Origin of the sequence: Hafnia sp. HMSC23F03 (genome assembly GCF_001816025.1) — a bacterium.
Taxonomy (GTDB): domain Bacteria; phylum Pseudomonadota; class Gammaproteobacteria; order Enterobacterales; family Enterobacteriaceae; genus Hafnia; species Hafnia paralvei.
Genome location: NZ_KV824230.1, coordinates 59,673 through 83,201, shown reverse-complemented (window position 1 = coordinate 83,201; position 23,529 = coordinate 59,673). Strand labels below are relative to the sequence as shown.

Annotated in this window: 20 protein-coding genes and 2 pseudogenes; 9 read left to right on the top strand and 13 right to left on the bottom strand. The window is 47.2% G+C overall.

The window, feature by feature from the left end; translation table 11 throughout:
• Nucleotides 1-908 precede the first annotated feature (908 nt).
• The gene (dauA, locus tag HMPREF3091_RS11530) at nucleotides 909-2,615 is read left to right on the top strand and encodes a C4-dicarboxylic acid transporter DauA (protein WP_070715980.1); all 1,707 of its coding nucleotides are present in this window, start codon (nucleotides 909-911) and stop codon (nucleotides 2,613-2,615) included.
• A 107-nt stretch (nucleotides 2,616-2,722) separates the two neighbouring features.
• Here the strand turns inward: dauA and kdsA are convergent, their stop codons facing one another.
• From kdsA to hemA, 6 genes are all read right to left on the bottom strand, one after another.
• Nucleotides 2,723-3,577: a 3-deoxy-8-phosphooctulonate synthase gene (gene kdsA / locus HMPREF3091_RS11525; protein WP_004090343.1), complete on the bottom strand. Its 855-nt coding sequence runs from the start codon at nucleotides 3,575-3,577 to the stop codon at nucleotides 2,723-2,725.
• Nucleotides 3,578-3,744: 167 nt separating this feature from the next.
• Nucleotides 3,745-4,554: an invasion regulator SirB1 gene (gene sirB1, locus HMPREF3091_RS11520; RefSeq protein ID WP_004090346.1), complete on the bottom strand. Its 810-nt coding sequence runs from the start codon at nucleotides 4,552-4,554 to the stop codon at nucleotides 3,745-3,747.
• On the bottom strand, nucleotides 4,551-4,949 hold the full coding sequence (locus HMPREF3091_RS11515; RefSeq protein ID WP_004090348.1) for a SirB2 family protein: 399 nt from the start codon (nucleotides 4,947-4,949) through the stop codon (nucleotides 4,551-4,553). The genes sirB1 and HMPREF3091_RS11515 overlap by 4 nt, the downstream gene beginning before the upstream one ends.
• 23 nt (nucleotides 4,950-4,972) lie before the next feature.
• Nucleotides 4,973-5,845 (bottom strand): peptide chain release factor N(5)-glutamine methyltransferase, encoded by an 873-nt coding sequence (gene prmC, locus HMPREF3091_RS11510; protein WP_070715978.1) that lies wholly within the window; start codon nucleotides 5,843-5,845, stop codon nucleotides 4,973-4,975.
• Nucleotides 5,845-6,927 (bottom strand): peptide chain release factor 1, encoded by a 1,083-nt coding sequence (prfA, locus tag HMPREF3091_RS11505; protein ID WP_004090353.1) that lies wholly within the window; start codon nucleotides 6,925-6,927, stop codon nucleotides 5,845-5,847. Before prfA ends, prmC begins: the two co-directional genes overlap by 1 nt.
• Nucleotides 6,928-6,963: 36 nt before the next feature.
• Nucleotides 6,964-8,241, bottom strand: coding sequence for a glutamyl-tRNA reductase (hemA, locus tag HMPREF3091_RS11500; RefSeq protein WP_004090355.1), 1,278 nt, complete (start codon nucleotides 8,239-8,241; stop codon nucleotides 6,964-6,966).
• 245 nt (nucleotides 8,242-8,486) lie between these two features.
• Here hemA and lolB point away from each other — a divergent pair, with 245 nt between their 5' ends.
• From lolB to prs, 3 genes are all read left to right on the top strand, one after another.
• Nucleotides 8,487-9,107 (top strand): lipoprotein insertase outer membrane protein LolB, encoded by a 621-nt coding sequence (gene lolB / locus HMPREF3091_RS11495; RefSeq protein ID WP_004090357.1) that lies wholly within the window; start codon nucleotides 8,487-8,489, stop codon nucleotides 9,105-9,107.
• Nucleotides 9,104-9,976 carry a 4-(cytidine 5'-diphospho)-2-C-methyl-D-erythritol kinase gene (gene ispE / locus HMPREF3091_RS11490; protein WP_070715976.1) on the top strand — a complete coding sequence of 291 codons (873 nt, stop codon included), beginning with the start codon at nucleotides 9,104-9,106 and terminating at the stop codon, nucleotides 9,974-9,976. Before lolB ends, ispE begins: the two co-directional genes overlap by 4 nt.
• Before the next feature lie 307 nt (nucleotides 9,977-10,283).
• Nucleotides 10,284-11,231: a ribose-phosphate diphosphokinase gene (prs, locus tag HMPREF3091_RS11485; RefSeq protein WP_008813270.1), complete on the top strand. Its 948-nt coding sequence runs from the start codon at nucleotides 10,284-10,286 to the stop codon at nucleotides 11,229-11,231.
• A gap of 212 nt (nucleotides 11,232-11,443) precedes the next feature.
• Here prs and ychH read toward each other — a convergent pair whose 3' ends face one another.
• Nucleotides 11,444-11,716 carry a stress-induced protein YchH gene (gene ychH / locus HMPREF3091_RS11480; RefSeq protein ID WP_004090367.1) on the bottom strand — a complete coding sequence of 91 codons (273 nt, stop codon included), beginning with the start codon at nucleotides 11,714-11,716 and terminating at the stop codon, nucleotides 11,444-11,446.
• Nucleotides 11,717-12,030: 314 nt separating this feature from the next.
• Between ychH and pth the strand changes: the two genes are divergently transcribed.
• From pth to HMPREF3091_RS22220, 3 genes and pseudogenes are all read left to right on the top strand, one after another.
• A complete protein-coding gene (gene pth, locus HMPREF3091_RS11475) occupies nucleotides 12,031-12,621 on the top strand; it encodes an aminoacyl-tRNA hydrolase (RefSeq protein WP_008813268.1) in 591 nt (196 codons plus the stop codon).
• A 134-nt stretch (nucleotides 12,622-12,755) separates the two neighbouring features.
• Entirely contained in the window at nucleotides 12,756-13,847 is a 1,092-nt protein-coding gene (ychF, locus tag HMPREF3091_RS11470) for a redox-regulated ATPase YchF (protein ID WP_004090378.1), read from the top strand.
• Between the two features lie 230 nt (nucleotides 13,848-14,077).
• A pseudogene (locus tag HMPREF3091_RS22220) lies at nucleotides 14,078-14,276 on the top strand (tyrosine-type recombinase/integrase); the annotation flags it as partial.
• Between the two features lie 138 nt (nucleotides 14,277-14,414).
• Here the strand turns inward: HMPREF3091_RS22220 and HMPREF3091_RS11465 are convergent.
• Nucleotides 14,415-15,761 carry a B12-binding domain-containing radical SAM protein gene (locus tag HMPREF3091_RS11465; protein WP_070715974.1) on the bottom strand — a complete coding sequence of 449 codons (1,347 nt, stop codon included), beginning with the start codon at nucleotides 15,759-15,761 and terminating at the stop codon, nucleotides 14,415-14,417.
• A gap of 923 nt (nucleotides 15,762-16,684) precedes the next feature.
• Here HMPREF3091_RS11465 and HMPREF3091_RS22215 point away from each other — a divergent pair.
• Together HMPREF3091_RS22215 and HMPREF3091_RS23070 are read left to right on the top strand one after the other, a co-directional pair.
• Nucleotides 16,685-18,076, top strand: coding sequence for an HD domain-containing protein (locus HMPREF3091_RS22215; protein WP_168168186.1), 1,392 nt, complete (start codon nucleotides 16,685-16,687; stop codon nucleotides 18,074-18,076).
• Nucleotides 18,077-18,447: 371 nt separating this feature from the next.
• Nucleotides 18,448-18,792 (top strand): SUMF1/EgtB/PvdO family nonheme iron enzyme, encoded by a 345-nt coding sequence (locus HMPREF3091_RS23070; RefSeq protein WP_139146212.1) that lies wholly within the window; start codon nucleotides 18,448-18,450, stop codon nucleotides 18,790-18,792.
• On the opposite strand, the gene HMPREF3091_RS11445 is transcribed toward HMPREF3091_RS23070, so the two are convergent.
• The 5 genes and pseudogenes from HMPREF3091_RS11445 to cbiF all read right to left on the bottom strand — a co-directional run.
• On the bottom strand, nucleotides 18,705-19,760 hold the full coding sequence (locus HMPREF3091_RS11445; protein ID WP_070715973.1) for an NAD(P)-dependent alcohol dehydrogenase: 1,056 nt from the start codon (nucleotides 19,758-19,760) through the stop codon (nucleotides 18,705-18,707). The genes HMPREF3091_RS23070 and HMPREF3091_RS11445 overlap by 88 nt on opposite strands.
• 80 nt (nucleotides 19,761-19,840) lie before the next feature.
• On the bottom strand, nucleotides 19,841-20,668 hold the full coding sequence (locus tag HMPREF3091_RS11440; RefSeq protein WP_070715971.1) for an SDR family oxidoreductase: 828 nt from the start codon (nucleotides 20,666-20,668) through the stop codon (nucleotides 19,841-19,843).
• A 334-nt stretch (nucleotides 20,669-21,002) separates the two neighbouring features.
• Nucleotides 21,003-22,061: a nicotinate-nucleotide--dimethylbenzimidazole phosphoribosyltransferase gene (gene cobT / locus HMPREF3091_RS11435; RefSeq protein ID WP_070715969.1), complete on the bottom strand. Its 1,059-nt coding sequence runs from the start codon at nucleotides 22,059-22,061 to the stop codon at nucleotides 21,003-21,005.
• Nucleotides 22,062-22,193: 132 nt separating this feature from the next.
• Nucleotides 22,194-23,258, bottom strand: a complete 1,065-nt coding sequence (gene cbiG / locus HMPREF3091_RS11430) for a cobalt-precorrin 5A hydrolase (RefSeq protein WP_070715967.1) — start codon at nucleotides 23,256-23,258, stop codon at nucleotides 22,194-22,196.
• Nucleotides 23,245-23,496, bottom strand: a pseudogene (gene cbiF, locus HMPREF3091_RS11425) (cobalt-precorrin-4 C(11)-methyltransferase); the annotation flags it as partial. The gene cbiG and the pseudogene cbiF, both read right to left, overlap by 14 nt.
• Nucleotides 23,497-23,529: the final 33 nt, after the last annotated feature.

Below are 23,529 nucleotides of genomic sequence, written 5' to 3'. Positions count from 1 at the left end.
ATATATATGTTAGTGTTGATAAACTTAAAACCAAAGATAAAAATATAAACAGAATAAACACCTTCGATGATAAAGAATAATCCATAGCCCAACGCTCCCTAAAGAAATAATAAAAATGCAAAAAAGATAAGTTAGGGAATCTAGCAAAAACTAAAATAGAAATAAACAGCCCACAAAAATGATAGTAAACATGAATATTTCATTAAAGATGAAAAATTATATATGAATTTTAAATAAGAAAAACTAACCTCATGATAAACAATGAGTTAGCTAACAGAAAAACAGCGTTTGGTTTATTATCAAAATGGGCTTATACCCACAAACACACCTCTTTTCTTAATATGTAACATCATTATTAAGCCAGTCTAATATCAAATACCTAACTTTAAGGTGGGAAATTGAGCTTAGCCACTGAGTCCCGCCAATAATCAACATCATTTTATCATTCGCCGCAGGCCTGAAAAATAGAGGCTTTTTACCCCATAAGAGGCAGTTATAGACTTTAGTCAAAGTAATCTACCTCAACAGAGTGTAAACTTGCATCGATGGTGGTTGATTCAGGAATCAAACGTTTAGCCTGATGAAAATAGTGGTTAGAAATTGTGCCCTTCTTTGAGATTCTGCTTCATTTAGCAATGCCCCGAATAATTGACGTAATGCCAGCCGACTAGCGAGCATAGTCGACAGCGTAATTTCAATTAGGATGGGAATGACAGGCTTAGTGCTGTTATCGCCGTGATTATGTTACGCATAATCTGAAATACTAGCCTGATATAAGTGACGCAAACTTGGGGTGTACCAAGATTGTACCCATTTTGTCACCAGTGGGAGTCCATCTGGCCTTGCGTCGATGGTGTAGTACTTGATCCTTTCTTATGGAGCTAGGTCACTAGCTAACAATTTGCATAATGAAAACGCATAAAATTAACGGCATCATGCCGTTTAGCGCGCTTATAGAAGCCTGCTGGCGTGAACCCTATAACGCCCAGCGCTTCGTCAAAGATATTATTGCGGGTATTACCGTTGGTATCATCGCCATACCTTTAGCGATGGCGCTTGCCATCGGCAGTGGCGTCCCGCCACAGTACGGTCTCTATACTTCCGCGGTAGCGGGCATCGTCATCGCGTTAAGCGGCGGCTCGCGCTTTAGTGTTTCAGGGCCAACGGCGGCGTTCGTCGTCATTCTCTACCCTGTATCACAACAGTTTGGCCTTTCAGGACTCCTTCTTGCCACTCTGATGTCAGGGGTATTTTTGTTGCTGATGGGGATGGCGCGATTTGGTCGCCTGATTGAGTATATTCCTCTGTCAGTCACGCTAGGTTTTACCTCGGGTATTGCCATCACCATTGGTACCATGCAAATCAAAGATTTCTTTGGTTTGCACCTAGAACACGTTCCAGAAAGCTATTTAATGAAAGTCGCTGCGCTAGCACAAGCGATGCCCACCATTAGTTGGGCAGACACCCTGATCGGCGCAACAACGTTGGCGGTTCTGGTTTTCTGGCCCAAATTGGGATTACGCTTACCGGGTCATTTGCCCGCGCTGCTCGCAGGAACTGCGGTGATGGGTATCTTTGCCCTATTCGATACTCACGTTGCCACCATAGGCTCTCGTTTCAGCTATTTACTGGCCGACGGCACTCAAGGCCAAGGCATTCCACCGATCCTGCCGCAGTTTGTTCTACCGTGGAATTTGCCGTCTGGTACTGGTCAGCCCATTGACCTATCGTGGAAAACACTCACCGCGCTGATGCCTGCCGCCTTTTCCATGGCAATGCTAGGAGCCATCGAATCCCTATTGTGTGCCGTGGTGCTCGACGGTATGACGGGAAAAAAACATAATTCTAACGGTGAACTGATTGGGCAAGGCTTAGGGAATATTGCAGCGCCATTCTTCGGCGGCATTACTGCTACTGCGGCCATTGCGCGCTCGGCGGCTAACGTTCGCGCCGGTGCAACATCACCCATCTCTGCCGTCATACACTCACTGCTGGTGATCCTCGCCCTTCTCGTCTTGGCACCGTGGTTATCATTCTTACCGCTGGCAGCCATGGCCTCGCTGCTGCTAATGGTAGCATGGAACATGAGTGAAGCGCATAAGGTGGTTTATCTGCTGCGCCGAGCGCCCAAAGACGACATCATAGTCATGCTGATGTGTATGTCACTTACGGTTCTATTTGACATGGTGATTGCGATTACCGTCGGAATTGTGCTGGCATCGTTGCTTTTCATGCGCCGTATTGCACGAATGACGCGCCTGAGTGTATTGAGTGAATCCGTTGAAAACTCGACGCTTATGTTACGTGTCAGTGGACCGCTGTTCTTTGCCGCCGCCGAACGCATTTTCAGCGAACTACTGGAACAAAGCGAAGATTACAACACGATTGTGATGCAATGGGATGCCGTCCCCGTACTCGATGCCGGTGGCCTTAACGCCTTCCAACGCTTTGTCGATGCACTGCCGGAAGGTAAGCAACTGGTGATTACCGATATCCCATTCCAGCCGCTAAAAACGTTTGCACGTGCTCGCATCGCGCCAATCACAGGTAAACTGGCATTTTTCTCAACGTTGCCTGAAGCCGTTAAACATTTGAACGACTCAGCCAGCTTATAATTCTTCCCTACCTTACGGGATGTAAAAAAGGCACGCTCAACGGCGTGCCTTTTTCTATTTTCTATACTGTGGGATTTAGCTGCAAAACTAAACCACCAAAACAGCTATCAGTTAGACGTATCTAACTCTGGGAAGCTTTTCACCAGATCGTCAATCGCTTTCATCTGCACCAAGAACGGCTCAAGCTTATCGAGCGGCAGCGCAGATGGGCCATCACAGCGCGCATTGGCCGGATCTGGATGAGCTTCAATAAACAGACCCGCCAAACCAATCGCCATACCAGAACGAGCCAGCTCGGTCACCTGAGCGCGACGGCCACCGGACGCTGCGCCAAACGGATCGCGGCACTGCAGGGAGTGAGTCACGTCAAAAATCACTGGGCTGCCTTTGGATGCATTTTTCATCACGCCGAAGCCCAACATATCCACTACCAGGTTGTCGTAACCAAAGTTAGCACCGCGGTCACACAGAATGATTTTATCGTTGCCGCCTTCTTCAAACTTATCAACGATGTTACCCATCTGGCCTGGGCTTAAGAACTGTGGTTTTTTGACGTTGATAACCGCGCCCGTTTTCGCCATCGCTTCAACCAAATCGGTTTGGCGAGCCAAAAATGCTGGCAACTGAATCACATCAACCACGTCCGCAACAGGCTGAGCCTGTTCTGGGGTATGAACGTCGGTGATAATTTTAACGCCGAACGCCTGTTTGATATCTTGGAAAATACGCATTCCCTCTTCCAGGCCTGGGCCACGGTAAGAGTGAATAGAAGAACGGTTGGCTTTATCAAAAGAAGCCTTGAAGACGTAAGGGATACCCAGTTTTTGAGTAACGGTAACGTAGTGCTCACAGATACGCATCGCTAAATCACGCGACTCCAGCACGTTCATACCACCGAAAAGAACGAACGGCAGATCGTTCGCGACTTTGATATCACCAATGCTGACAACTTTCTGTTTCATGCTTGCGCCTTAATATTCAAGTAACCGTGTATACCTTTCAGCTTTGCCGCTGTGCCACAGCCGCAACAAAACTTCTGGCATAATTAATATTGATAAGTGGAGGCAAAAATAACCAATTTAAAGCCCACGCGCATTGTTCTCGCGCACAGGGTGGAAAATAAACTCACTCAGTGCAGAACGATATTTTTCTGCTCAATCGAGTGTATCTGCACCTTGATCACCTCAGAAACCGGGTCCTCAGGGCATTGTTCTACAAAGTAACTGAGGTCGGAAACAGCAATGTGATTGCAATCTAACTGAGCATAAATCAGCCCACGATCGCGAATTTCATAGGGGTCTTCAGGATCGAACTCCAGCAAAGCCTCACAGGCACGTAGTGCGGGCTCAATCTGCTTCTCTTCCATTAGCGCTGCTTTCAGCGTACTCAGCATTTTACGCACTACCATGCTGTTTTCAGCTTCGTCGAAATCGGTATCTTCAAGACTGGCCATCAAACCGAGATTGCCTTTCAGCCATACTTCCAGCATATGTTCATTTAACGTTTCGCCGTTGAGCGGGTTAATGAGCCACATCTCTTCGTCTAACCAATCCGCACGCATAATCAGCTGGGTCGGGAAAATCACTGGCTGCAACGGCAAATCAAGTTGATGGGCAATATGCAGAAACACGATCCCCAGAGAAACCGGCGTCCCTTGGCGAGAACTCAGCACCTTATCGAGCCACAACGCATCGGATAAGCGGTAAACACCGCCGACGCCGCCAAATCCCCACTCATTGAAGAAGAGATCGATAAATTGCTCAAGTTTCTGATCCTGATCCAGTTCCGCATCAATATGCGCCAGCGCCTGCTCAGACAGTTGCTGCAACGACTCGCGCACTGTATCGGCAGGGAAATCACGACGTATAGTCTGAGAAACCAGAATAACCCCTTCGCTTAGCGGGAAGCGGTTAAACTCAAAATCAGCTATGGAACTCATACATACCCCATCAGCAACGGCATTTTCGTCATTGCCAGTTTAATAATTAAATACATACACGCGAGTGCCGCCACGAAAGCAAAACACCTTACTTTTTGGCTACGTGGTCGTTTGCTCAAAGCAACATAGCCGAGCACCACATAAATAATAACACCGACCAGTTTTTCCGTCAGCCAAGTCCCCTGCGGGGTAAAAGGATAGAAGTGGGTGATAAACACTAATGCGATACCCGTAGCAAAGAGTACGGTATCGTTCACATGGGGCGTTATCTTCACCCAACGACGCTCCATCATAGCGGAATTACGCCATTTCCAGAAGAAACGCAGAATGAATAACACGATGCTTATCGCCACCGTTAACAGGTGCAGATGTTTAATCCCAATATAAGCTTCCATACGTTTCCTCTTCTTTTATTATTTTACGGCGTCGAGCGCGATGTTGACGCATGTTGCGGTGAATAAGCGTGCCACTGCCCTAACGTGATACGATCATTATTGCCGTAGTCCTTCTGCGTAACCACGTCAGTAAATCCGCGCGCTTTAAGCAACTGGCGCACAGCCTCTCCCTGCTGCCAGCCATGCTCCATGACAAGCCATCCACCCTCAATAAGATGATCGGGTGCATATTCCACAATATGGCGCAAATCAGCGAGGCCATTTTCCGGTGCAACCAACGCACTGGCAGGCTCAAAACGGACATCCCCCTGCGAGAGATGCGGGTCGGATTCGTCAATATAAGGCGGGTTGCTGGCTATCAACGCAAATTGCTGAGCGCCAACGGGTTCATACCAGCTTCCGGTAACAAATGTGGCATTCGCAAGGTTTAAACGCGAGGCATTACGCGAGGCCAACGCTGTCGCATCGGCCGAATAGTCAACGCCAACAAACTGGCAATCAGGCCGTTCGCTAGCAAGGGCTAACGCGATTGCGCCGGTGCCTGTGCCGAGATCGAGCACCGAACACGCAGCGACCGGCAGGAGCGCCAACGCTTTCTCGACCAGACACTCAGTGTCAGGACGAGGGATTAACGTTGCTGGCGAAACTTCTAGCGGCAGCGACCAGAACTCGCGCTCACCAATCAGATAGGCGACCGGCTCGCCGCGTTCGCGCCTTGCCAACAGCTGTTCTAACTGCTGCGCTTGCTCTGGAGTGAGCTCAGTTTCACCAAACGCCAAAATATAGCTGCGGCTTTTGCCAGCGACAAAGCCCAGAAGGATTTCGGCGTCGCGCTTAGGGCTTTCGCCTGCGCGCAGTCGTTCAACCGCCTGTTTTAGCCACTGGTCAAATCGCATCAGTCTTGCTCAGACAGTGAAGCCAACTGGTCAGCCTGATATTCCTGAACAATAGGCTCGATCAGTGAATCCAGCTTGCCTTCCATCACTTCATCCAGACGGTAAATCGTCAGGTTAATGCGGTGGTCAGTAACACGCCCCTGCGGGAAGTTATAGGTGCGGTTACGATCGGAACGGTCACCGCTGCCCAGCAGATTGCGACGCGTTGATGCCTCTTCTTGCTGGCGCTTCGCCATTTCGGCAGCACGAATACGCGCGCCCAGCACGGATAACGCTTTCGCTTTGTTCTTATGCTGAGAACGTTCATCCTGACACTCAACCACAATACCGGTCGGCAAGTGGGTAATACGGATCGCAGAGTCGGTGGTGTTAACGTGCTGTCCACCAGCCCCGGAGGAACGGAAGGTATCGATTCGCAAATCGCCAGGATTAATATCCGGCAACTCGGCTTCTGGAATCTCAGGCATCACGGCAACGGTACAGGCCGAAGTATGAATACGCCCCTGAGATTCGGTCGCAGGAACACGTTGAACACGATGTCCACCCGATTCAAACTTCAAACGTCCATATGCCCCGTCGCCAATCACTTTGGCAATGATCTCTTTGTAGCCACCATGTTCACCTTCGTTGGCGCTCATCACCTCGATTTTCCAGCGTCGAGATTCTGCATAACGGCTATACATACGGAACATATCACCGGCAAACAGCGCGGCCTCGTCGCCGCCGGTTCCGGCGCGGATTTCTAAATAGCAGCTGCGCTCATCATCGGGATCTTTCGGCAACAGCAGAATTTGTAGCTGCTGTTCCAGATCGGCGATTTGATTTTTTGCTTCAGCAATCTCTTCCTGCGCCATTTCGCGCATTTCGGGATCGTCGAGCATCATTTCCGCCGTGGATAAATCCTCCTGTACCTGCTGCCAGGTCTGGAAACAACGGGTGACGTCGGTCAACTGTGCGTACTCGCGAGACAGCGCGCGGAAGCGGTCTTGGTCGGCAATCACTCCGGCATCTCCGAGGTGCGCCTGCACCTCTTCGTGACGCTCTTGTAATGCTTCTAGTTTGGCAACGATAGAAGGCTTCATTCGTGGCTATTTACCTATATGTAATAATAAGAGGAACTAATTTTGATCCAGTCCGAGACTATCACGCAACACCTGTAATTTTTCGATGTCGCCGTTACTCGCGGCCTGCTGGAGGGATTTGGTTGGTGCATGAATCAAACGATTGGTCAGCCGATGCGCCAATTTATGGATGACGGATTCTACGTCTGCGCCCTGCGCTATGGCCGCTAAGGCTTCAGCTTCAGCTTCCGCGCGCATTTGATCGGCCTGTGAACGATAATCTCGGATAGTCTCCACCGCACCTTGGGCTCGTAGCCAAGCCATAAAGTTAGCACTTTCCTGCTGCACAATATGCTCAGCCTGAACGGCTGCCGCTTTACGCTGGGCAAGATTACTTTGAATAATCGAATGCAAATCATCCACGCTATACAAATAGGCGTTGGCCAATTTGCCGACTTCTGGCTCGATATCACGCGGAACAGCGATATCCACAAACAGCATTGGCTGGTTGCGGCGAGACTTCAGCGCCCGCTCCACCATCCCCTTGCCGATAATCGGCAGTGGACTGGCCGTCGAGCTAATAATGATATCCGCTTCAGCTAAGCGTTCATCGATTTCAGGCAGCGTGATCACTTCAGCGTTAACTTCATCTGCCAACACCTGTGCACGCTCACGTGTGCGGTTGGCAATCATCATATGTCGCACTTTATGCTCACGGAGATGACGCGCCACCAGTTCGATAGTTTCACCCGCGCCAACCAGCAACACATTTACCTGAGAAAGTGACTCAAATATCTGCCTCGCCAACGTACAGGCCGCAAAGGCGACGGATACCGCACTGGCACCAATGTCGGTTTCAGTACGCACTCGCTTAGCGACCGAGAAGGTTTTTTGGAACAGACGCTCAAGGTCAGCAGACATTGACTGCTCACGTTGAGATTCCGTATAGGCCTTTTTCACCTGACCTAAAATCTGAGGCTCACCGAGAACCAAAGAGTCCAACCCGCTGGCAACGCGCATCAGATGGCTGACGGCGTCATTATCCTGATACCAGTAGAGGCTTTTGTTGACTTCATCTGGGGAAAGTTTGTGATACGCACACAGCCAGTCGACGATCTGCTTATGCAAATCTTGCTGCTGCAAATCCTCGGGCTGTTCCATGCTGAGATACAGCTCGGTGCGGTTACACGTAGACAGCACAACGCCAGCCTGCACCAGTGGCTGCTGGCGTAAGCTTTCAATAGCATGATTCAGCGTTTCGGGTGAAAACGTCACCCGCTCACGGAGTGCTACCGGCGCGGTTTTGTGATTGATTCCAAGTGCAAGCAGGCTCATGACAAATCGTCGAATAGAAAGTCTTTCATTTTGGTTTATTTATACGGTCATTCTACTTGATGCGCGAGATCAATAAAAGCCACACGAAATGGGGATGTATCTTATTGAATCAATTTCTGGGTCTTTTACCCTTAATATTTGCGATCGAACACGCAGAAAGCATTGACGCTGTCAGATAAGACCGCTAGCGTTACCCGCAATTATCATTCTCTGCAACACGCCCGAGAATCAGAACGGACAAACCAATGCAAAAATCAAAATTGCTTAAATTACTGCCGCTTAGCTGCGTTTTATTGGCCGCTTGTAACACCACTCAACATAAAGGCCCAGCCGGTAGTCCAACGGCACCACAGTGGCGCGAGCATGAATCTCAGGTACAGAAAATTGCCGAATACCAAACTCGCGGGGCTTTTGCCTATCTTTCCGATAAGCAAAAAGTATATGCCCGCTTCTTTTGGCAACAAAGTGCACCTGAGCGCTATCGCCTGCTGTTAACCAACCCACTGGGCAGCACTGAAATGGAGCTCAATGTCATCCCCGGTGTTGTTCAGCTTACCGATAACAAAGGCAAGCGTTACGTCAGCGACAACGCAGATGACATGATTCGTAAACTGACCGGTATGCAGATCCCGCTGCAAAGTCTGCGTCTATGGATGCTAGGTCTACCGGGCGATGCGACAGATTTCACCCTTGATAGCCAATATCGCTTACAAGATCTCACCTACAGCAAAGATGGCCTGACGTGGAAAGTGAACTATCTGAAATATGATGCCGACACCCAGCCATCACTGCCAGCCCAATTGGAAATAACTCAGGGCGATCAACGCATTAAACTGAAAATGGATAATTGGACGCTGCAAAAATGATTTCGACCACCAGCATCTGGCCTGCGCCCGCCAAGCTGAATCTGTTTCTCTATATCACTGGCCGTCGTCCCGACGGCTATCATAATCTGCAAACGCTGTTCCAATTTCTGGATTACAGCGATCAACTCGCCATTACGCCACGTCACGATGGTCAGCTAAATTTGCTTACGCCGATTGACGGCGTACCGAACGACCAAAACCTGATTATTCGTGCCGCCAAGCTGTTGCGAGATAACCTGCCTGAGCGATTTGCCCACTGTGGCGCTGATATCGCGCTGGAAAAAGTGATCCCGATGGGCGGCGGACTCGGTGGGGGCTCTTCCGATGCGGCTACCGTACTTATCGCCTTAAACACGCTGTGGCAAGCCAATCTTAGCGATAATGAATTGGCCAAGCTCGGTTTAACGCTCGGTGCAGATGTACCTGTTTTTGTTAATGGCTTTGCATCTTTTGCAGAAGGTGTTGGGGAATTGTTACATCCCGCACATCCTGAAGAAAAATGGTATCTTGTTGCACACCCCGGCGTAAATATTCCTACCCCCGCGATCTTCGGCGATCCGGAGCTGAAAAGAGACTCTCCGGTACGGTCTTTGCAGGAACTTCTCCGCATTCCGTACGCAAATGATTGCGAACTAACCGCAAGAAAACGTTTCCGTGAGGTTGAACAGGTCATTTCATGGCTGTTACAATACGCGCCGTCGCGTCTGACTGGCACAGGTGCTTGCGTGTTTGCTGAATTTGACACCAAGTCTTCTGCCCTTCAGGTGCTTAGCAAAGCCCCCGAGTGGATCAAGGGTTTTGTTGCGCGTGGCGTTAACACTTCACCGTTACACCTTGTCCGCTCAGAGTTTATTGAGTCCGTAAAATGATTTTTACGTTTGATGTGCATCGTTCGAAACGCCTTCGGGATTTCTGATGCACGTTGATAGCGCGAACTATGAGCACAATTTAGCGCAAGTAGCCACGTTTTGACTCGGCCATTTGTCTTGTTTGGCAAATGAAGAGAACTTAGACATATTCACCGTCATTGAGACTGTCGCTAACGCAAACAGCCTTAACAACGAGGGATATTTGAGTTCTGAAACACCCGTAGGGTAATGCAACACGCTATCACCGCCCCCTGTTTAACGTGTCTGTACTACCAACTTCTCTGGACGCAAGCCTGAGGTTCTTCTCGTGCCTGATATGAAGCTTTTTGCTGGTAACGCTACCCCGGAACTAGCACAACGTATTGCCAACCGTTTGTACACCAGCCTTGGTGACGCCGCTGTAGGTCGTTTTAGCGACGGCGAAGTGAGCGTACAAATCAACGAAAATGTACGCGGTGGTGATATTTTCATCATCCAGTCCACCTGTGCACCAACCAACGATAACCTGATGGAACTGGTTGTTATGGTTGACGCGCTGCGCCGCGCTTCCGCAGGCCGCATTACCGCCGTTATTCCTTACTTTGGCTATGCCCGTCAGGATCGCCGTGTGCGTTCTGCTCGTGTGCCAATCACTGCGAAAGTGGTGGCTGACTTCTTGTCAAGCGTAGGTGTTGACCGCGTTCTTACCGTGGACCTGCATGCTGAACAGATTCAAGGCTTCTTCGACGTGCCGGTAGACAACGTATTCGGTAGCCCGATCCTGCTGGAAGATATGCTGCAACAGAATCTGGAAAACCCAATCGTGGTTTCACCAGACATCGGTGGCGTGGTTCGTGCTCGCGCAATCGCTAAGCTGCTCAACGATACTGATATGGCTATTATCGATAAACGCCGCCCTCGCGCTAACGTTTCTCAGGTGATGCATATTATTGGTGACGTTGCGGGTCGTGACTGCGTACTGGTTGACGACATGATCGATACCGGTGGCACCTTGTGTAAAGCCGCTGAAGCACTGAAAGAACGTGGTGCAAAACGCGTGTTTGCCTACGCAACCCACCCTATCTTCTCCGGCAACGCGATCGACAACATCAAAAACTCTGTTATTGATGAAATCATCGTCTGCGATACCATCCCTCTGTCTGACGAAATCAAGGCGCTGAAGAAAGTTCGTACCCTGACGCTGTCTGGTATGTTGGCTGAAGCTATCCGCCGTATCAGCAATGAAGAATCTATCTCTGCAATGTTCGAACACTAAGAAACTCGTTCAACATGCAGCAAAACGGCGGAGCAATCCGCCGTTTTTTGTTTGTACTGGGTAGAACGCAAACAAAAAAACGCCGCGTTGCGAAAGCATTGCGGCGTTTTAATTTAAATCGTTTTAATATCAATGACTGTAAGTACTAAACCTTAATAACTAACTTGTTCTTAAACACGATCTTATTATTTAACACAACCGTTTGTGAAAGGTTAAGAATGACGAGTATTACGATTACAGCGTTTATCAAAGTGGCGAACCCACCAGTAACGATCGGCAACACGTTCATGACCACCGACACGTGCACCAACCAGCCATAACAGCGCCCCAACGAAGATACTCATTACGGCACCGTGAGAAAGAAACTGAGGTAGATTAAGCTGAGGCAACTGGGCGAGCACAGAGTAACCTACGCCTCCCACCATGGTGATTAGGCCTAACCCCATAAAAACGTTACCGAGCCTCATGGCAGTTTTACGTTTCATATATCACCTCCTCAAGTTAAAACACTTAATGTGTTACGCCTGATGGCGTTCAATCTTTCCTTATGCTTAAAGTATAGACTCATATCGCGTATGGTTATTGCGCCATACATCACAATTTGTGCTTTTTCACTTATTTTTCTTTACGTTATTTTTACATAAACCTTAACACTTCAAAGTGTATAGCTAGCTTATTATTTGTCCAATTCATTATCTTCTTTTATCTCTGCGCTAACCTTAGCGCCTAGTTTTTGCATTCCCGCCCCATAGGGGTAAAATGCGCGGCTGAATTTCTTCTCTGATACGTGGAACTGAACGTGACTATCAAACTAATTGTCGGCCTTGCTAATCCTGGCGCGGAGTACGCGCAAACCCGTCATAACGCAGGCGCGTGGTTCGTCGATGCACTGGCTGAGCGCAACGGCCAGTCACTGAAAGAAGAAAGCAAGTTTTATGGCTATACCGCACGCCTCAACCTAGCGGGTAATGATGTACGTCTGCTGGTGCCAACCACGTTTATGAACTTAAGCGGCAAAGCGGTTGCGGCCTTAGCCACGTTCTATCGCATCCAGCCCGATGAGATTTTGGTTGCCCACGACGAACTTGACCTTCCTCCGGGCGTTGCCAAATTAAAACTGGGCGGCGGTAACGGCGGGCACAATGGGCTAAAAGACATTCAGAGCAAACTGGGTAATAACCCAAACTTTTACCGCCTACGCATTGGCATTGGTCATCCGGGCGATAAAAACAAGGTTGTCGGCTTTGTGCTGGGTAAACCTTTAGCCAGCGAACAGCCGCTGATCGATGACGCTATCGACGAAGCACTGCGCTGCACCGAGGTGCTGCTGAAAGAAGGTATCGATCGCGCAATGGCTCGCATGAATGGTTTCAAAGCAACCCCTTGCTGATTACCCCACGCGCCTTTTAACGCGGGATGATTCGAGAAAAAGGCACTTTGCGTGTATAATTGGCGGATAATTTCTAATTTCTTCGACATGCTAAAATATAGCTGTTGATATTCAATAAGTTAAGGTGATAACACATGGGATTCAAATGCGGTATTGTGGGCCTGCCAAACGTTGGTAAATCCACTCTGTTCAATGCGCTGACCAAAGCGGGTATCGAAGCAGCAAACTTCCCGTTCTGTACCATTGAACCGAACACCGGCGTCGTTCCTATGCCTGATCCGCGTCTGGATAAACTGGCTGAGATCGTAAAACCACAGCGTATCCTGCCAACTACCATGGAATTCGTTGATATTGCAGGTCTGGTGAAAGGGGCATCCAAAGGTGAAGGCCTAGGTAACCAATTCCTGACGAACATCCGCGAAACCGAAGCCATTGGCCACGTTGTGCGTTGTTTTGAAAACGACAACATCATTCACGTGAATAACAAAGTCGATCCTGCTGAAGATATCGATGTTATCAACACCGAGCTGGCACTGTCTGACTTAGACACCTGTGAACGCGCAATGCATCGTGTTCAGAAAAAAGCCAAAGGCGGAGATAAAGACGCAAAAGCCGAACTGGCTGCGCTCGAAAAATGCCTGCCGCAGTTAGAAAACGCCGGTATGCTGCGTGCGCTGGATTTAACTGACGAAGACAAAGCGGCGATCCGCTACCTGAGCTTCCTGACGCTAAAACCAACCATGTACATCGCTAACGTCAACGAAGACGGTTTCGAAAACAACCCATACTTAGACACCGTGCGTGAAATCGCGGCTAAAGAAGGTTCTGTCGTGGTTGCCGTGTGTGCTGCGGTTGAATCTGATATCGCTGAATTGGACGACGCTGACCGTGATGAATTCATGGCCGAACTGGGTCTGGAAGAGCCAGGTCTAAACCGCGTAATCCGTGCGGGTTACGAACTGCTGAATCTGCAAACTTACTTCACCGCTGGCGTGAAAGAAGTTCGTGCATGGACGATCCCTGTCGGCGCAACCGCCCCACAGGCAGCGGGTAAGATCCACACCGACTTCGAAAAAGGCTTTATCCGCGCTCAAACCATCTCCTTCGATGACTTCATCACTTACAAAGGTGAACAAGGCGCGAAAGAAGCTGGCAAGATGCGTTCAGAAGGCAAAGACTACATCGTTAAAGATGGCGACGTAATGAACTTCCTGTTCAACGTCTAAATAAAATTTGTTGTCTCGTGAGGTTTCGCTGAATCTCATAAGCCTTGCAAAAAACTATAAAATCCACGCTATTGCGTGGATTTTTCATTTCACAATGCCTCAATTCATCTCGTAACAACGCTATCAAAAATGAGTACATGGATGAGTACAACATTCTTCCACCTTCATTTTAAGTGAGTACACTATCGGTATAATAAATAAACAGAGCCCCGTTATGCTCACCGATGCGCAATACTACCAGAACTACAGGCAGTACTCGTTTAAACGAAATGGGCTATCGATCTGATGCTATCGAAGCTCAGCTTGCGCATGCTGATACCAACAATGTTTCGTCGCATATATAACCCTGCAACCTATCTTGATGAACGTAAAGTGATGATGCAGGAATGGGCGGATATGTTGGACAAATGGGTAGCAGGATTCGAGTAGAACTTACTGCACCTAGTGAACCACGAGGATAGAACTCATTTCCCAAGGTCCACTTTGTGCCAGAAGCGGACGTACATAGCCCAAGAATGTTTCAGGCGCAGCCAACCATCAATAGTAGAATATTGAAACTGTCGGTGATTAATCACACCTAAAACTATAGTTCCCTTGTTCAATCGAAACTTCATCTTGAAATTGCTCAAATGTGTAGTTTCGTGGATAGTAAGAAAATGCTTTTAAATAAAAAAACCGCTCCATAGTCATAAACTCTTTAGAAAGTTTTTTTGCTTCATCTACAGCTTGATGATAGGTCAATGTGTCACTAAGATGAAAATTTGTGACGCCGATAAAACTCTCTTCATGACATATAGAAGCACCAAATTGGCAAAGATCGTCAATGAAATTCTGCTTGTTGTGATCCCAGCCAAATGCAGATACCACACCGCACGAAACACCATAAATATATTCCCTGTGTACGTCTAACCAATTGCGAGTTTCAGCTATGGTGGCTTCATTCTCCCCCGCATAAAACATGATATTCACTTTGGTTTTGATTTTATGTTCATGACAAAGCTTCAACAGACTGGACGCTCGTTCTAAATAATTTTCAGGCCTTGGTGATTTATTCATCTTGCGTAACTGCTCTAGGCTGGCACTCTCTAGGCCAAGATCTATTACGCTCATTCCAGCTTCGGCCATCAAAGGAATTATCCTCTTTGGCAGGGAATCAACCCGGCATTCAGCTCGCCAAAGGAAAAATTTTTGATGTTTTTCGCGGACGTTTATGAGTTTTTTCAACCATTCTTCGGTAGGCGCAAACAGGGAGGCTTCAAAATAAGGAGTCATCGCTCTAAAATCATCTTCAAGCAATAGCTCGTCATATTCTTTTAAAATCAATTCTGGTGATTTTAACTCTTTTAATGGCTCATTCCTTTCTTGGCAAAAATCGCAACCTTTGCCGCATCCTCTGGAAACCTCAATGCTTGGTTGATAATACTGGCGATCATTTAGCAATGCATAATTAAGAGGGTGATGGCTATAATCGTTATTATCCACTATATTTTTAATGGTTGTAAGAATTTTATTCTCACCTAGACCTGTGATTATCTCATCTGCATACGGGAGTTCAGCCTTTAAGCTATCTTCATCACCATCGATTACCCAGCGGCCTCCGATGATGATTTTATTATTTATTTTCTGCCTTATGAGGGAAGTAAGCTGTTGTGTCCACGTTAAAGCGTAGTAACTTGGTATAGATATATAAATAGGATGCTGTGTTTTTAACACCCCCTTCGAAATCAATATATCAAAGAATTCGGCTGGCGTTGTGAAGTCGCCATGAAAAACCAAAGAATTATAGCCCGCATTATTTACGACAGTGGCTAAAGAGAGAAGTCCATAGTTGAGGTACATATTTCTCTGATTAGAAACACTTTTCCCTTTCTTTGTTTTCAATTGCCCAGCAGAAATAAAAAAAACAAAATTCATTTTATTAGTCTATTTTAAAAAGGAATTCATTACGCATTAGTATAATATCCAACATTGTAGATATTCAAGGTAATTAGTTATTGAAATATTGATATCAATCAATTAAATATAAACACCATTACATTTTTTAAATGCATATTCCCATACCACTTTATGACCGAACTATTACGTCCCAGCCCTGTTCATCACTGATATTCAACATTACAGGGACGATATGAACATTCATGGGTATCAACTTTTTCGTTAGTGAGTCTCTCAATAACCTCAATGTCACATAAAATTATCTGCCAGTATCACGACTGAATAGGCAATGCTCCGGTAGTTTCCGAAACAATCCATTTAAGTGCTGATTCCGATATGAAGATCCATGGTCTGTGGTCGTGAATATCGGCCCCTCCTTGATCAACCGATATCATCTCAATAAAAAACTCTGCTTCATTTTCAATATTAAACGGTTGTTTTTTGTCTCCTCACTTCTTTCCTCTCACCCCCAATAAACAAACCTAATTACACAACAATGATTCCATATTAGTTTGAATATCACGGATCGTGGGCGCAGTTTAAACCTTAGGCGCTTTATCCCATCAGTGCGAATCATAAACCAAGTTCACAGGCCAATTGAATATATAAAACAATATTGATATTATATTTCATAATATATCGATTATTAAATAACACACTGAAACTATAAGCATCAATACTATTTAAATTAAGCATTATACATAAACAAAAAAGGAAAAAAACATGACGGAAAAAGACAAAACTGAGAACTTTGAAGATCTGCTTCTCGGGAAATTTCTAGATCCCATACATGGAGTCATTCGAATAACTAAACTTGAAAAAAAATAATTGACCATCCTTTGTTTCAAAGACTAAGAGATATTAGGCAGAACACATTTTTATATAAAGTATTTCCTTCTGCAATGCACTCTCGTTTTGAGCACTCAGTTGGAGTGATGCATTTATCGTATGAAATATTGAAAAATTTAGATTTGAATGCATGGATTTATCATCGTAAAAATGAGGACGTTGACCTCTATTTAAAGATTAAACAAATGCCATCAAGCCTTATTCAAGAACTGCGTATTGCAGCTTTGCTACATGATGTTGGACATGGCCCCCTAGCCCACCAGTTCGATAGTTTTGCAATAGATATAAAGAAATTAAAAGAAAAATGCAACGCTGAAAACACTCATGAATATGATAACATCATATCGCTAGCTGCTAGCGAGGACGGAAAATTAAGTCACGAACAAGTATCTTGTATTTTTATTAAGCATATAATTGATGAATTGAAGCGTGAAGCTGAAAGAGAATCAGATGGTGACAAGACTTACAAAGATAACATAAAGAAAATCAACTCAGATAGTATTATAAAAATCGTTGAAAAAAATTATAAATTTGAAAATAAAATGAAAGGGCCAGATATATATCCTTTATTGGGATCGATTATATCATCTTCACCTATAGATGCAGATAGAATGGACTACTTACTGAGAGATAGCTACTTCTCAGGCGTTAAGTATGGGATTTATGATTATGGGCGATTGCTAATGTCATTTATCCCAGTAATATTTAAAAATAGTGTTTACTTGGCATACAAAGAAAGTGGTATGGATTCAATACTAGAGTTTGCCAATGCAAGAAGTGGTCTTTATAGCCAAGTTTATTTCCATAAAACTAATCGCGCGCTATCTGCTATGCTTAAGAAAGCGTGTTCTGGACAAGACTCTGTTAATGTTATCCCTTTAGACTCCGAAGGTAAACTCATTGATTTAATGAGAGATTTTTATATAAACAATCCAGACAAGAAATTTTTAGAGCATACGCTTAAAAACCAATTAAATAACGCTTCACAAACAATAATTAATGATATTGTTGAGAGAAATGTGTGGAAAAAAATATATGAAAAAAAACACACATTTTCTAATATTAAACTTTCAGATAATCCACTCAAGGGGCACAAAGGAGAAATATCTAAAAAAATCGAGTCCATTCTCAAAGAAGCTGACATTGGAAATGAATGGACTCTTGACTTTCAGATCGAGGATAACTTCAAAGACATTGAGGATAGCAAAGCTAAAATAATTAAAAAAGAAATTGACGGTAAGTATAAAATAAACGAACTGCGTGATTGTAATGAAGCACTTCAACCCTATCACTATGTTAAATTCTTTATTCGTGTTTTTGTATCAAAGGACACTCAAGCTGATATTATTAATACACGTGAACAGCTAGTTAAAGATATCGAAGAAGCGGTTAAAGATAAAATCAATAATATTGAAATTGGGGAAAAAGAAATCGTAGAATCCTAGAGTCCGCACGACATATCTCTTAATGCTAAAGCCACATCGCCGTTAGTTATTCTCAGTAGCTAACGGTGCTCATATTTAACGGTTCCCCCGCTAACTCACACACCGAGAACCGAGAAACCAATGCAGATGTCCGCTCTTCGCTCAAAGCGGACATGGATCACTTGCTAGATATGCACATCGTGCTCCAATGCGCATGCCCCATTATGATTGACAACGTATTACGCCCTTATCAAAGGGCATAGATAATTAAATTCAATAAAGTAAGCTAGTCCTTCACCTACGTTAGATAATTATGCCTGCATGGAGAAAATTTTGTTTCTGGTGGCACACACCCCTTGGGTACGAAAAAAACCAAACCCCTACCCTAGGGGTTGCATGATATTTATGGTAATACCTTGGAATGGGTCAGCGATTATTACAGTACCTGCTATTATGCTCAAAGCCCAGAACACAATCCGCAAGGCCCCGACGGTGGTACAGAACGTGTCGTACGTAGCGGTAGTTGGCATAGCGCATGGCGAAAACCATCCCCCCGCAGATTACCGTGGGATAAGCATTGGATTCAGAGTAGATTACACCGACTTACCAAAATCATAAAAAAAGGCGGTAGAATATGCCGCCTTTTTCATCACGACTGGAGCGATGCGACATCAATCACGAAGCGATATTTAACATCACTTTTCAGCATCCGCTGCCAGGCGGTATTAATATCCTGAATATTGATCAACTCAATATCTGATGTGATCTGATGTTCCGCGCAGAAATCAATCATTTCCTGTGTTTCTGCAATCCCACCGATGACTGACCCAGCCACAGATTTTCGCCCTAAGATCAGCGGGGTACTATTTAGCATTGGGTTCAAATCCCCCAGATATCCTACAAGCACTAGTGTTCCACTCAGCGCCAGCGTGGGAATATAGGGGTTCAGATCATGAACATAAGGTACCGTATCGATAATCAAATCAAACTGGTTATGCGCCCCCTGCATCTGCTTTTCATCAGTTGAAATAACAATATGCGTAGCCCCCAGACGGCGGGCATCGGCCTCTTTATTCGGCGAACGACTGAATAATGTGACTTCTGCGCCAAGTGCTTTCGCTAATTTAATCGCCATATGCCCCAGGCCACCTAAACCGACCACAGCCACTTTACTGCCGGGGCCAACATTCCAGTGACGCAGCGGTGACCATGTTGTAATACCGGCACATAGCAGCGGTGCCGCCCCCTTTAAATCCAGAGTATCAGGAACTTTGATAACAAATTTTTCGGTGACAACGATCTTGTCGGAATAACCGCCATAGGTTGGCATAAGGTCATGTCTGTCAACATCGTTATAGGTTAATGTATTCCCCTCTTCACAGTACTGCTCCAGCCCCTGCTCACAAGGTTTACAATGCTGACAGGAATCCACCATACAGCCGACACCGGCATAGTCGCCCACGCGGAATTTGGTGACGGCCTTCCCGACCTGAATGACACGGCCAATGATTTCATGCCCCGGTACCATCGGGTATTTTGCACCACCCCAATCATTAAAAGCGTTATGGATATCTGAGTGGCAAACGCCACTGTATAAAATCTCGATAACTACATCATTATCGCGTGGATCACGACGGACAAAGTTATGTGGCACTAAATCTTCTTTCGCTCCGAAAGCGGCATAGCCTTTCACATTTAAAGTCATCGGTGAATCTCCAAACAGGAAATGTAACGTCATGATTTAACGAGGTTATCATCACGTCGTGAGGAAATCAGGGCGTATTACTACGGGCGTAATTCACCATATTTATAAGACGCCGTTGCGCCGCCATCAATTAGTAGGTCGCTGCCGGTCACATAGGTGCCATTAGGGCCAAACAGAAACTCTGCCAGCGCGCCAATTTCATCCGGCGTACCGCCCCGACCTGCCGGAGATTTATCCAGCATATTGCGATAAAACGCGCCACGCTCTGCGCTGTTAAGCTCGTCATAGGCCAGCGGCGTAAAGACGATACCGGCGCTGATGCAGTTAATTCGCGCACCACGTTTGCCCCATTTCACCGCTTCTGACATCACACGCAGCGCATTGCAGCGTTTGGAAATCTGATAAGCATATAAGCTGTCTTCAATGTCTTTCACCAGCGGCAATTCAAGCAGCTCTTCCGGCGGTAACGTTGCTAATGCATCAGCCTGAGCTTGTGTTAGAGCATCAACGTCTAAACGATGACTAGACTGTGAGCCAATCACAACGCAGGACCCACCTGTCGCAATAACCTTACCAAATTCCTCAAACAGCACGGCGCTGCCGTAGAGATCAACGCGAATGAGATCCTGTGCTTTGGCTTGAGAAGGTGAAAGCCCTGCCGTATGAATAACGCCTTTAATGTCACCTAACGCACATGCTGTGCTCACCAGCGTCTGCACCGACTGACGAGAACTCACGTCGACAGTCGTCGTGCTTACCTCAAAACCGGCTCGAGAGAGCGTATTTTCAGCCTGATGGGCGTTCTCTGTTTTGATATCAGCCAGAAGAATATGTTTTCCAACGCTAACACGTCGCGCAATGGCCTGAGCAATCGAGCCACTACCAATAACAACAATGACGTCTTTCATTTTTATTCCTCTTCTACAGATATAGCCACCAGTTTCTGGCAAGTCATTTTCAGCTATTGACTCTCCCCTGATGACACCTCATACAGCATAGCGTCTCGAAAAGATCAGGTTAAGGCAGTCAGGGAACATGGCCTTATGAGCCTTATTCATAAATAGCCGCTTCAGGCAAAAAAGTGTCGGTCAAACATCGGCAAATTAATGAGCCAGCAAAATAAGGGCAATCAGGGGTGCTAAATAATATTGATGGCATCACCTTCACGCATCTAAACGTAGCAACATAAACTCAAGCAGATCACAATTTTCAACCTCCGTCGCTGCGCTTACTCAAACGACATCAAACGTTCGGCGTTGGCAGTTCTATATTACTCTCCGCCAACAATCCCATATTGTTATACATGGCACAGGCCGCATCGACTAAATTCATGGCGAGCGCCGCGCCACTCCCCTCACCTAGCCGCATCTCCATGTGTAAATAAGGCTCAAGTTGCAGGTGTTCCAGCGCAATAACCGCCCCTTTTTCTGCCGACAGATGCGATGGAATCAGATAATCACGTACGCTAGGAGCAATACGGCAAGCGGCCAACGCCGAGGCATAGGAGAGAAAACCATCCAACACCACTGGCAAACCTGCGGCTGCCGCACCGAGCATCACTCCCGTCATGCCCACCAAATCAAAGCCACCGACTTTCGCCAACACATCAATGCCGTCACTGCCATCCGGTTGATTCGTTTCAATGGCGCGACGCACCACTGCCACTTTGTGATGGAGCTGCTCGCTGGGGAAATTCGCCCCAATACCCACCACCAATTGGGGATCGCTGTCGGTAAACACGCTCACCATCGCCGCCGCTGGCGTAGTATTGGCCATGCCTAATTCACCCACGCCAAACACTTTCACGCCGTCGGCCGCCTGTTGTAATGTCAGCTTGGCGCTGGCAAACAGCAGATCCTCTGCTTGCTGGCGGGTCATTGCCGCTTCGCAGGCGATATTGCCACTGCCACGCGCCACCTTCATATCGAGCACGCCGGGTAATGTTTCACTGTCGATCCCCACATCGACAATTTTCACTTCTGCACCTGCATTCGCCGCCAAAACACAAACCCCGGTTATCCCCTTCACCATATTCAATGCTTGAACTACCGTCACTTCGCGCGGGGAAACCGCCACGCCCTCATCGTATACGCCGTGGTCAGCCGCCATCACGATGATTTGTTTACGATCAACGTGATGACCATACAATCCCCGCATTCCCGCTAGCTGAATCGCTAACTGCTCCAAGCGTCCCAAACTGCCCGGCGGCTTTAGCAAACCGTCCAGACGTATTTTAGCGCGCGCCATTGCTCTGCTATCCAACGGCACGATAGTGCGCAAAATCGATGACAGTGTTTGCATGTAGTTAACCCCGTGTTACTGGCTGCCAAACAGCCCAGTTATCGAATGCATGCAACGCGATATCTCTTTGAAAGATTGCCAACACGCTGTATGCCCCCTGCTACAGAGACGCTCGCCTAATCACGATTAACACTAGTGCGATACCCCCAACGTGATCGTGACGCCCTGCTGACGCAGCGTATTGCCGACCAATTGACCGTCACTCATCAGCCAAGCGACTGGTTTTGAAACACCGCTATCCTCCACCGTTTGGCGGACAGAAGCAGAGCAACGTTGTTCATGTCGGTTCAGTTCGCCAACGCTGAACAGTTCAAACGGTACCCGCCAACACTCAGCTAATTGGTGCAGTACAGGCCGATCTTTTTTGACGACGACGCTGCCAATCGCGCGCAATGCCATAATATCGAAGTGATTCTCTGCCATTTGCCGTTGTAGCAATTCAACCAGCATTTGCAGCGAAGTCGCACGAAGGCAGCCAATGCCCGCGACGACGCGGCGTGGCACCAGCTTATAAACGGGAAATGACGCGCATTGCTCGGTGGGCAGCGGTAGGCTATCGCGCATAGAAATACACACTAAGGCGTCCAACTGCGGCAGCGCATCCAAGGACTCAACAAGAACAAACCCTCGGGTATCACAGCGCTCACGTTCCGCCAGCAGAGAGGCATCCCACCACAGTCCCACTTTTTGACTGCTGACCAACATTTGATTAACCACTTTGGCTGCGTGGCGGAAATCATGCATTTCAGCATCCAACTGGGTTGCCAGCGTATCCAGCGCCGCCATCTGGTTAACGTCCGTGGCGGTCGTTATCACCGGATCTGCACCTATAAGGCCTGCCAAGTAGCGGGTTAGCGCATTGGCACCTCCCACATGTCCCGACAACAGGCTGATGACGTGTTGCCCTCGCTCATCAATAACGACTACCGCAGGATCCGTCATTTTGTCATTCACCAGCGGCGCGATGCCCCTTACGGTCAGGCCAATAGCCCCGACAACCACCAGCGCCGAATACTGCTTAAATGCCTCGCGCAGGGTATCGCCAAAGCTGCCGTTAAACGGTAAAAAGCCCGGCTCCATCAGCTTGTCGCTGGTAAAACAACTCAGCGGTAAATGGGCTTTCAAACGCCGCGCCAGCCGCACTCCGCCGGGAGTGAGACAAAATAGCGCGATGGATTCAGGCTTAACGATATTCATGTCTGACCTCCGCATCATAGAGTTTGGAATAGTGATATTCATCGCCGAGAAATCCCCCCACTAATATCAGAGCGGTTTTATGGATCGCCGCCTGATGAACCAATTCGGCGATATTGTCCAGGGTGCCGCGTACCGTTCGGCTTTCCGCCCATGCCGCCTTGTACACCACGGCAACCGGCGTATCGACAGGATAACCACCAGCTATTACACGCTCGGCGACGCGGTTCATTTCCTGTACGGGAACTCGCTGAGTCATCGGCGAACGGCATAA

Coding starts and splice junctions, on each gene's coding strand:
- dauA (WP_070715980.1), top strand. CDS start 909: ATGAAAACGCATAAAATTAACGGCATCATGCCGTTTAGCGCGCTTATA.
- kdsA (WP_004090343.1), bottom strand. CDS start 3,577: ATGAAACAGAAAGTTGTCAGCATTGGTGATATCAAAGTCGCGAACGAT.
- sirB1 (WP_004090346.1), bottom strand. CDS start 4,554: ATGAGTTCCATAGCTGATTTTGAGTTTAACCGCTTCCCGCTAAGCGAA.
- HMPREF3091_RS11515 (WP_004090348.1), bottom strand. CDS start 4,949: ATGGAAGCTTATATTGGGATTAAACATCTGCACCTGTTAACGGTGGCG.
- prmC (WP_070715978.1), bottom strand. CDS start 5,845: ATGCGATTTGACCAGTGGCTAAAACAGGCGGTTGAACGACTGCGCGCA.
- prfA (WP_004090353.1), bottom strand. CDS start 6,927: ATGAAGCCTTCTATCGTTGCCAAACTAGAAGCATTACAAGAGCGTCAC.
- hemA (WP_004090355.1), bottom strand. CDS start 8,241: ATGAGCCTGCTTGCACTTGGAATCAATCACAAAACCGCGCCGGTAGCA.
- lolB (WP_004090357.1), top strand. CDS start 8,487: ATGCAAAAATCAAAATTGCTTAAATTACTGCCGCTTAGCTGCGTTTTA.
- ispE (WP_070715976.1), top strand. CDS start 9,104: ATGATTTCGACCACCAGCATCTGGCCTGCGCCCGCCAAGCTGAATCTG.
- ychH (WP_004090367.1), bottom strand. CDS start 11,716: ATGAAACGTAAAACTGCCATGAGGCTCGGTAACGTTTTTATGGGGTTA.
- ychF (WP_004090378.1), top strand. CDS start 12,756: ATGGGATTCAAATGCGGTATTGTGGGCCTGCCAAACGTTGGTAAATCC.
- HMPREF3091_RS11465 (WP_070715974.1), bottom strand. CDS start 15,761: ATGAATTTTGTTTTTTTTATTTCTGCTGGGCAATTGAAAACAAAGAAA.
- HMPREF3091_RS22215 (WP_168168186.1), top strand. CDS start 16,685: ATGCACTCTCGTTTTGAGCACTCAGTTGGAGTGATGCATTTATCGTAT.
- HMPREF3091_RS11445 (WP_070715973.1), bottom strand. CDS start 19,760: ATGACTTTAAATGTGAAAGGCTATGCCGCTTTCGGAGCGAAAGAAGAT.
- HMPREF3091_RS11440 (WP_070715971.1), bottom strand. CDS start 20,668: ATGAAAGACGTCATTGTTGTTATTGGTAGTGGCTCGATTGCTCAGGCC.
- cobT (WP_070715969.1), bottom strand. CDS start 22,061: ATGCAAACACTGTCATCGATTTTGCGCACTATCGTGCCGTTGGATAGC.
- cbiG (WP_070715967.1), bottom strand. CDS start 23,258: ATGAATATCGTTAAGCCTGAATCCATCGCGCTATTTTGTCTCACTCCC.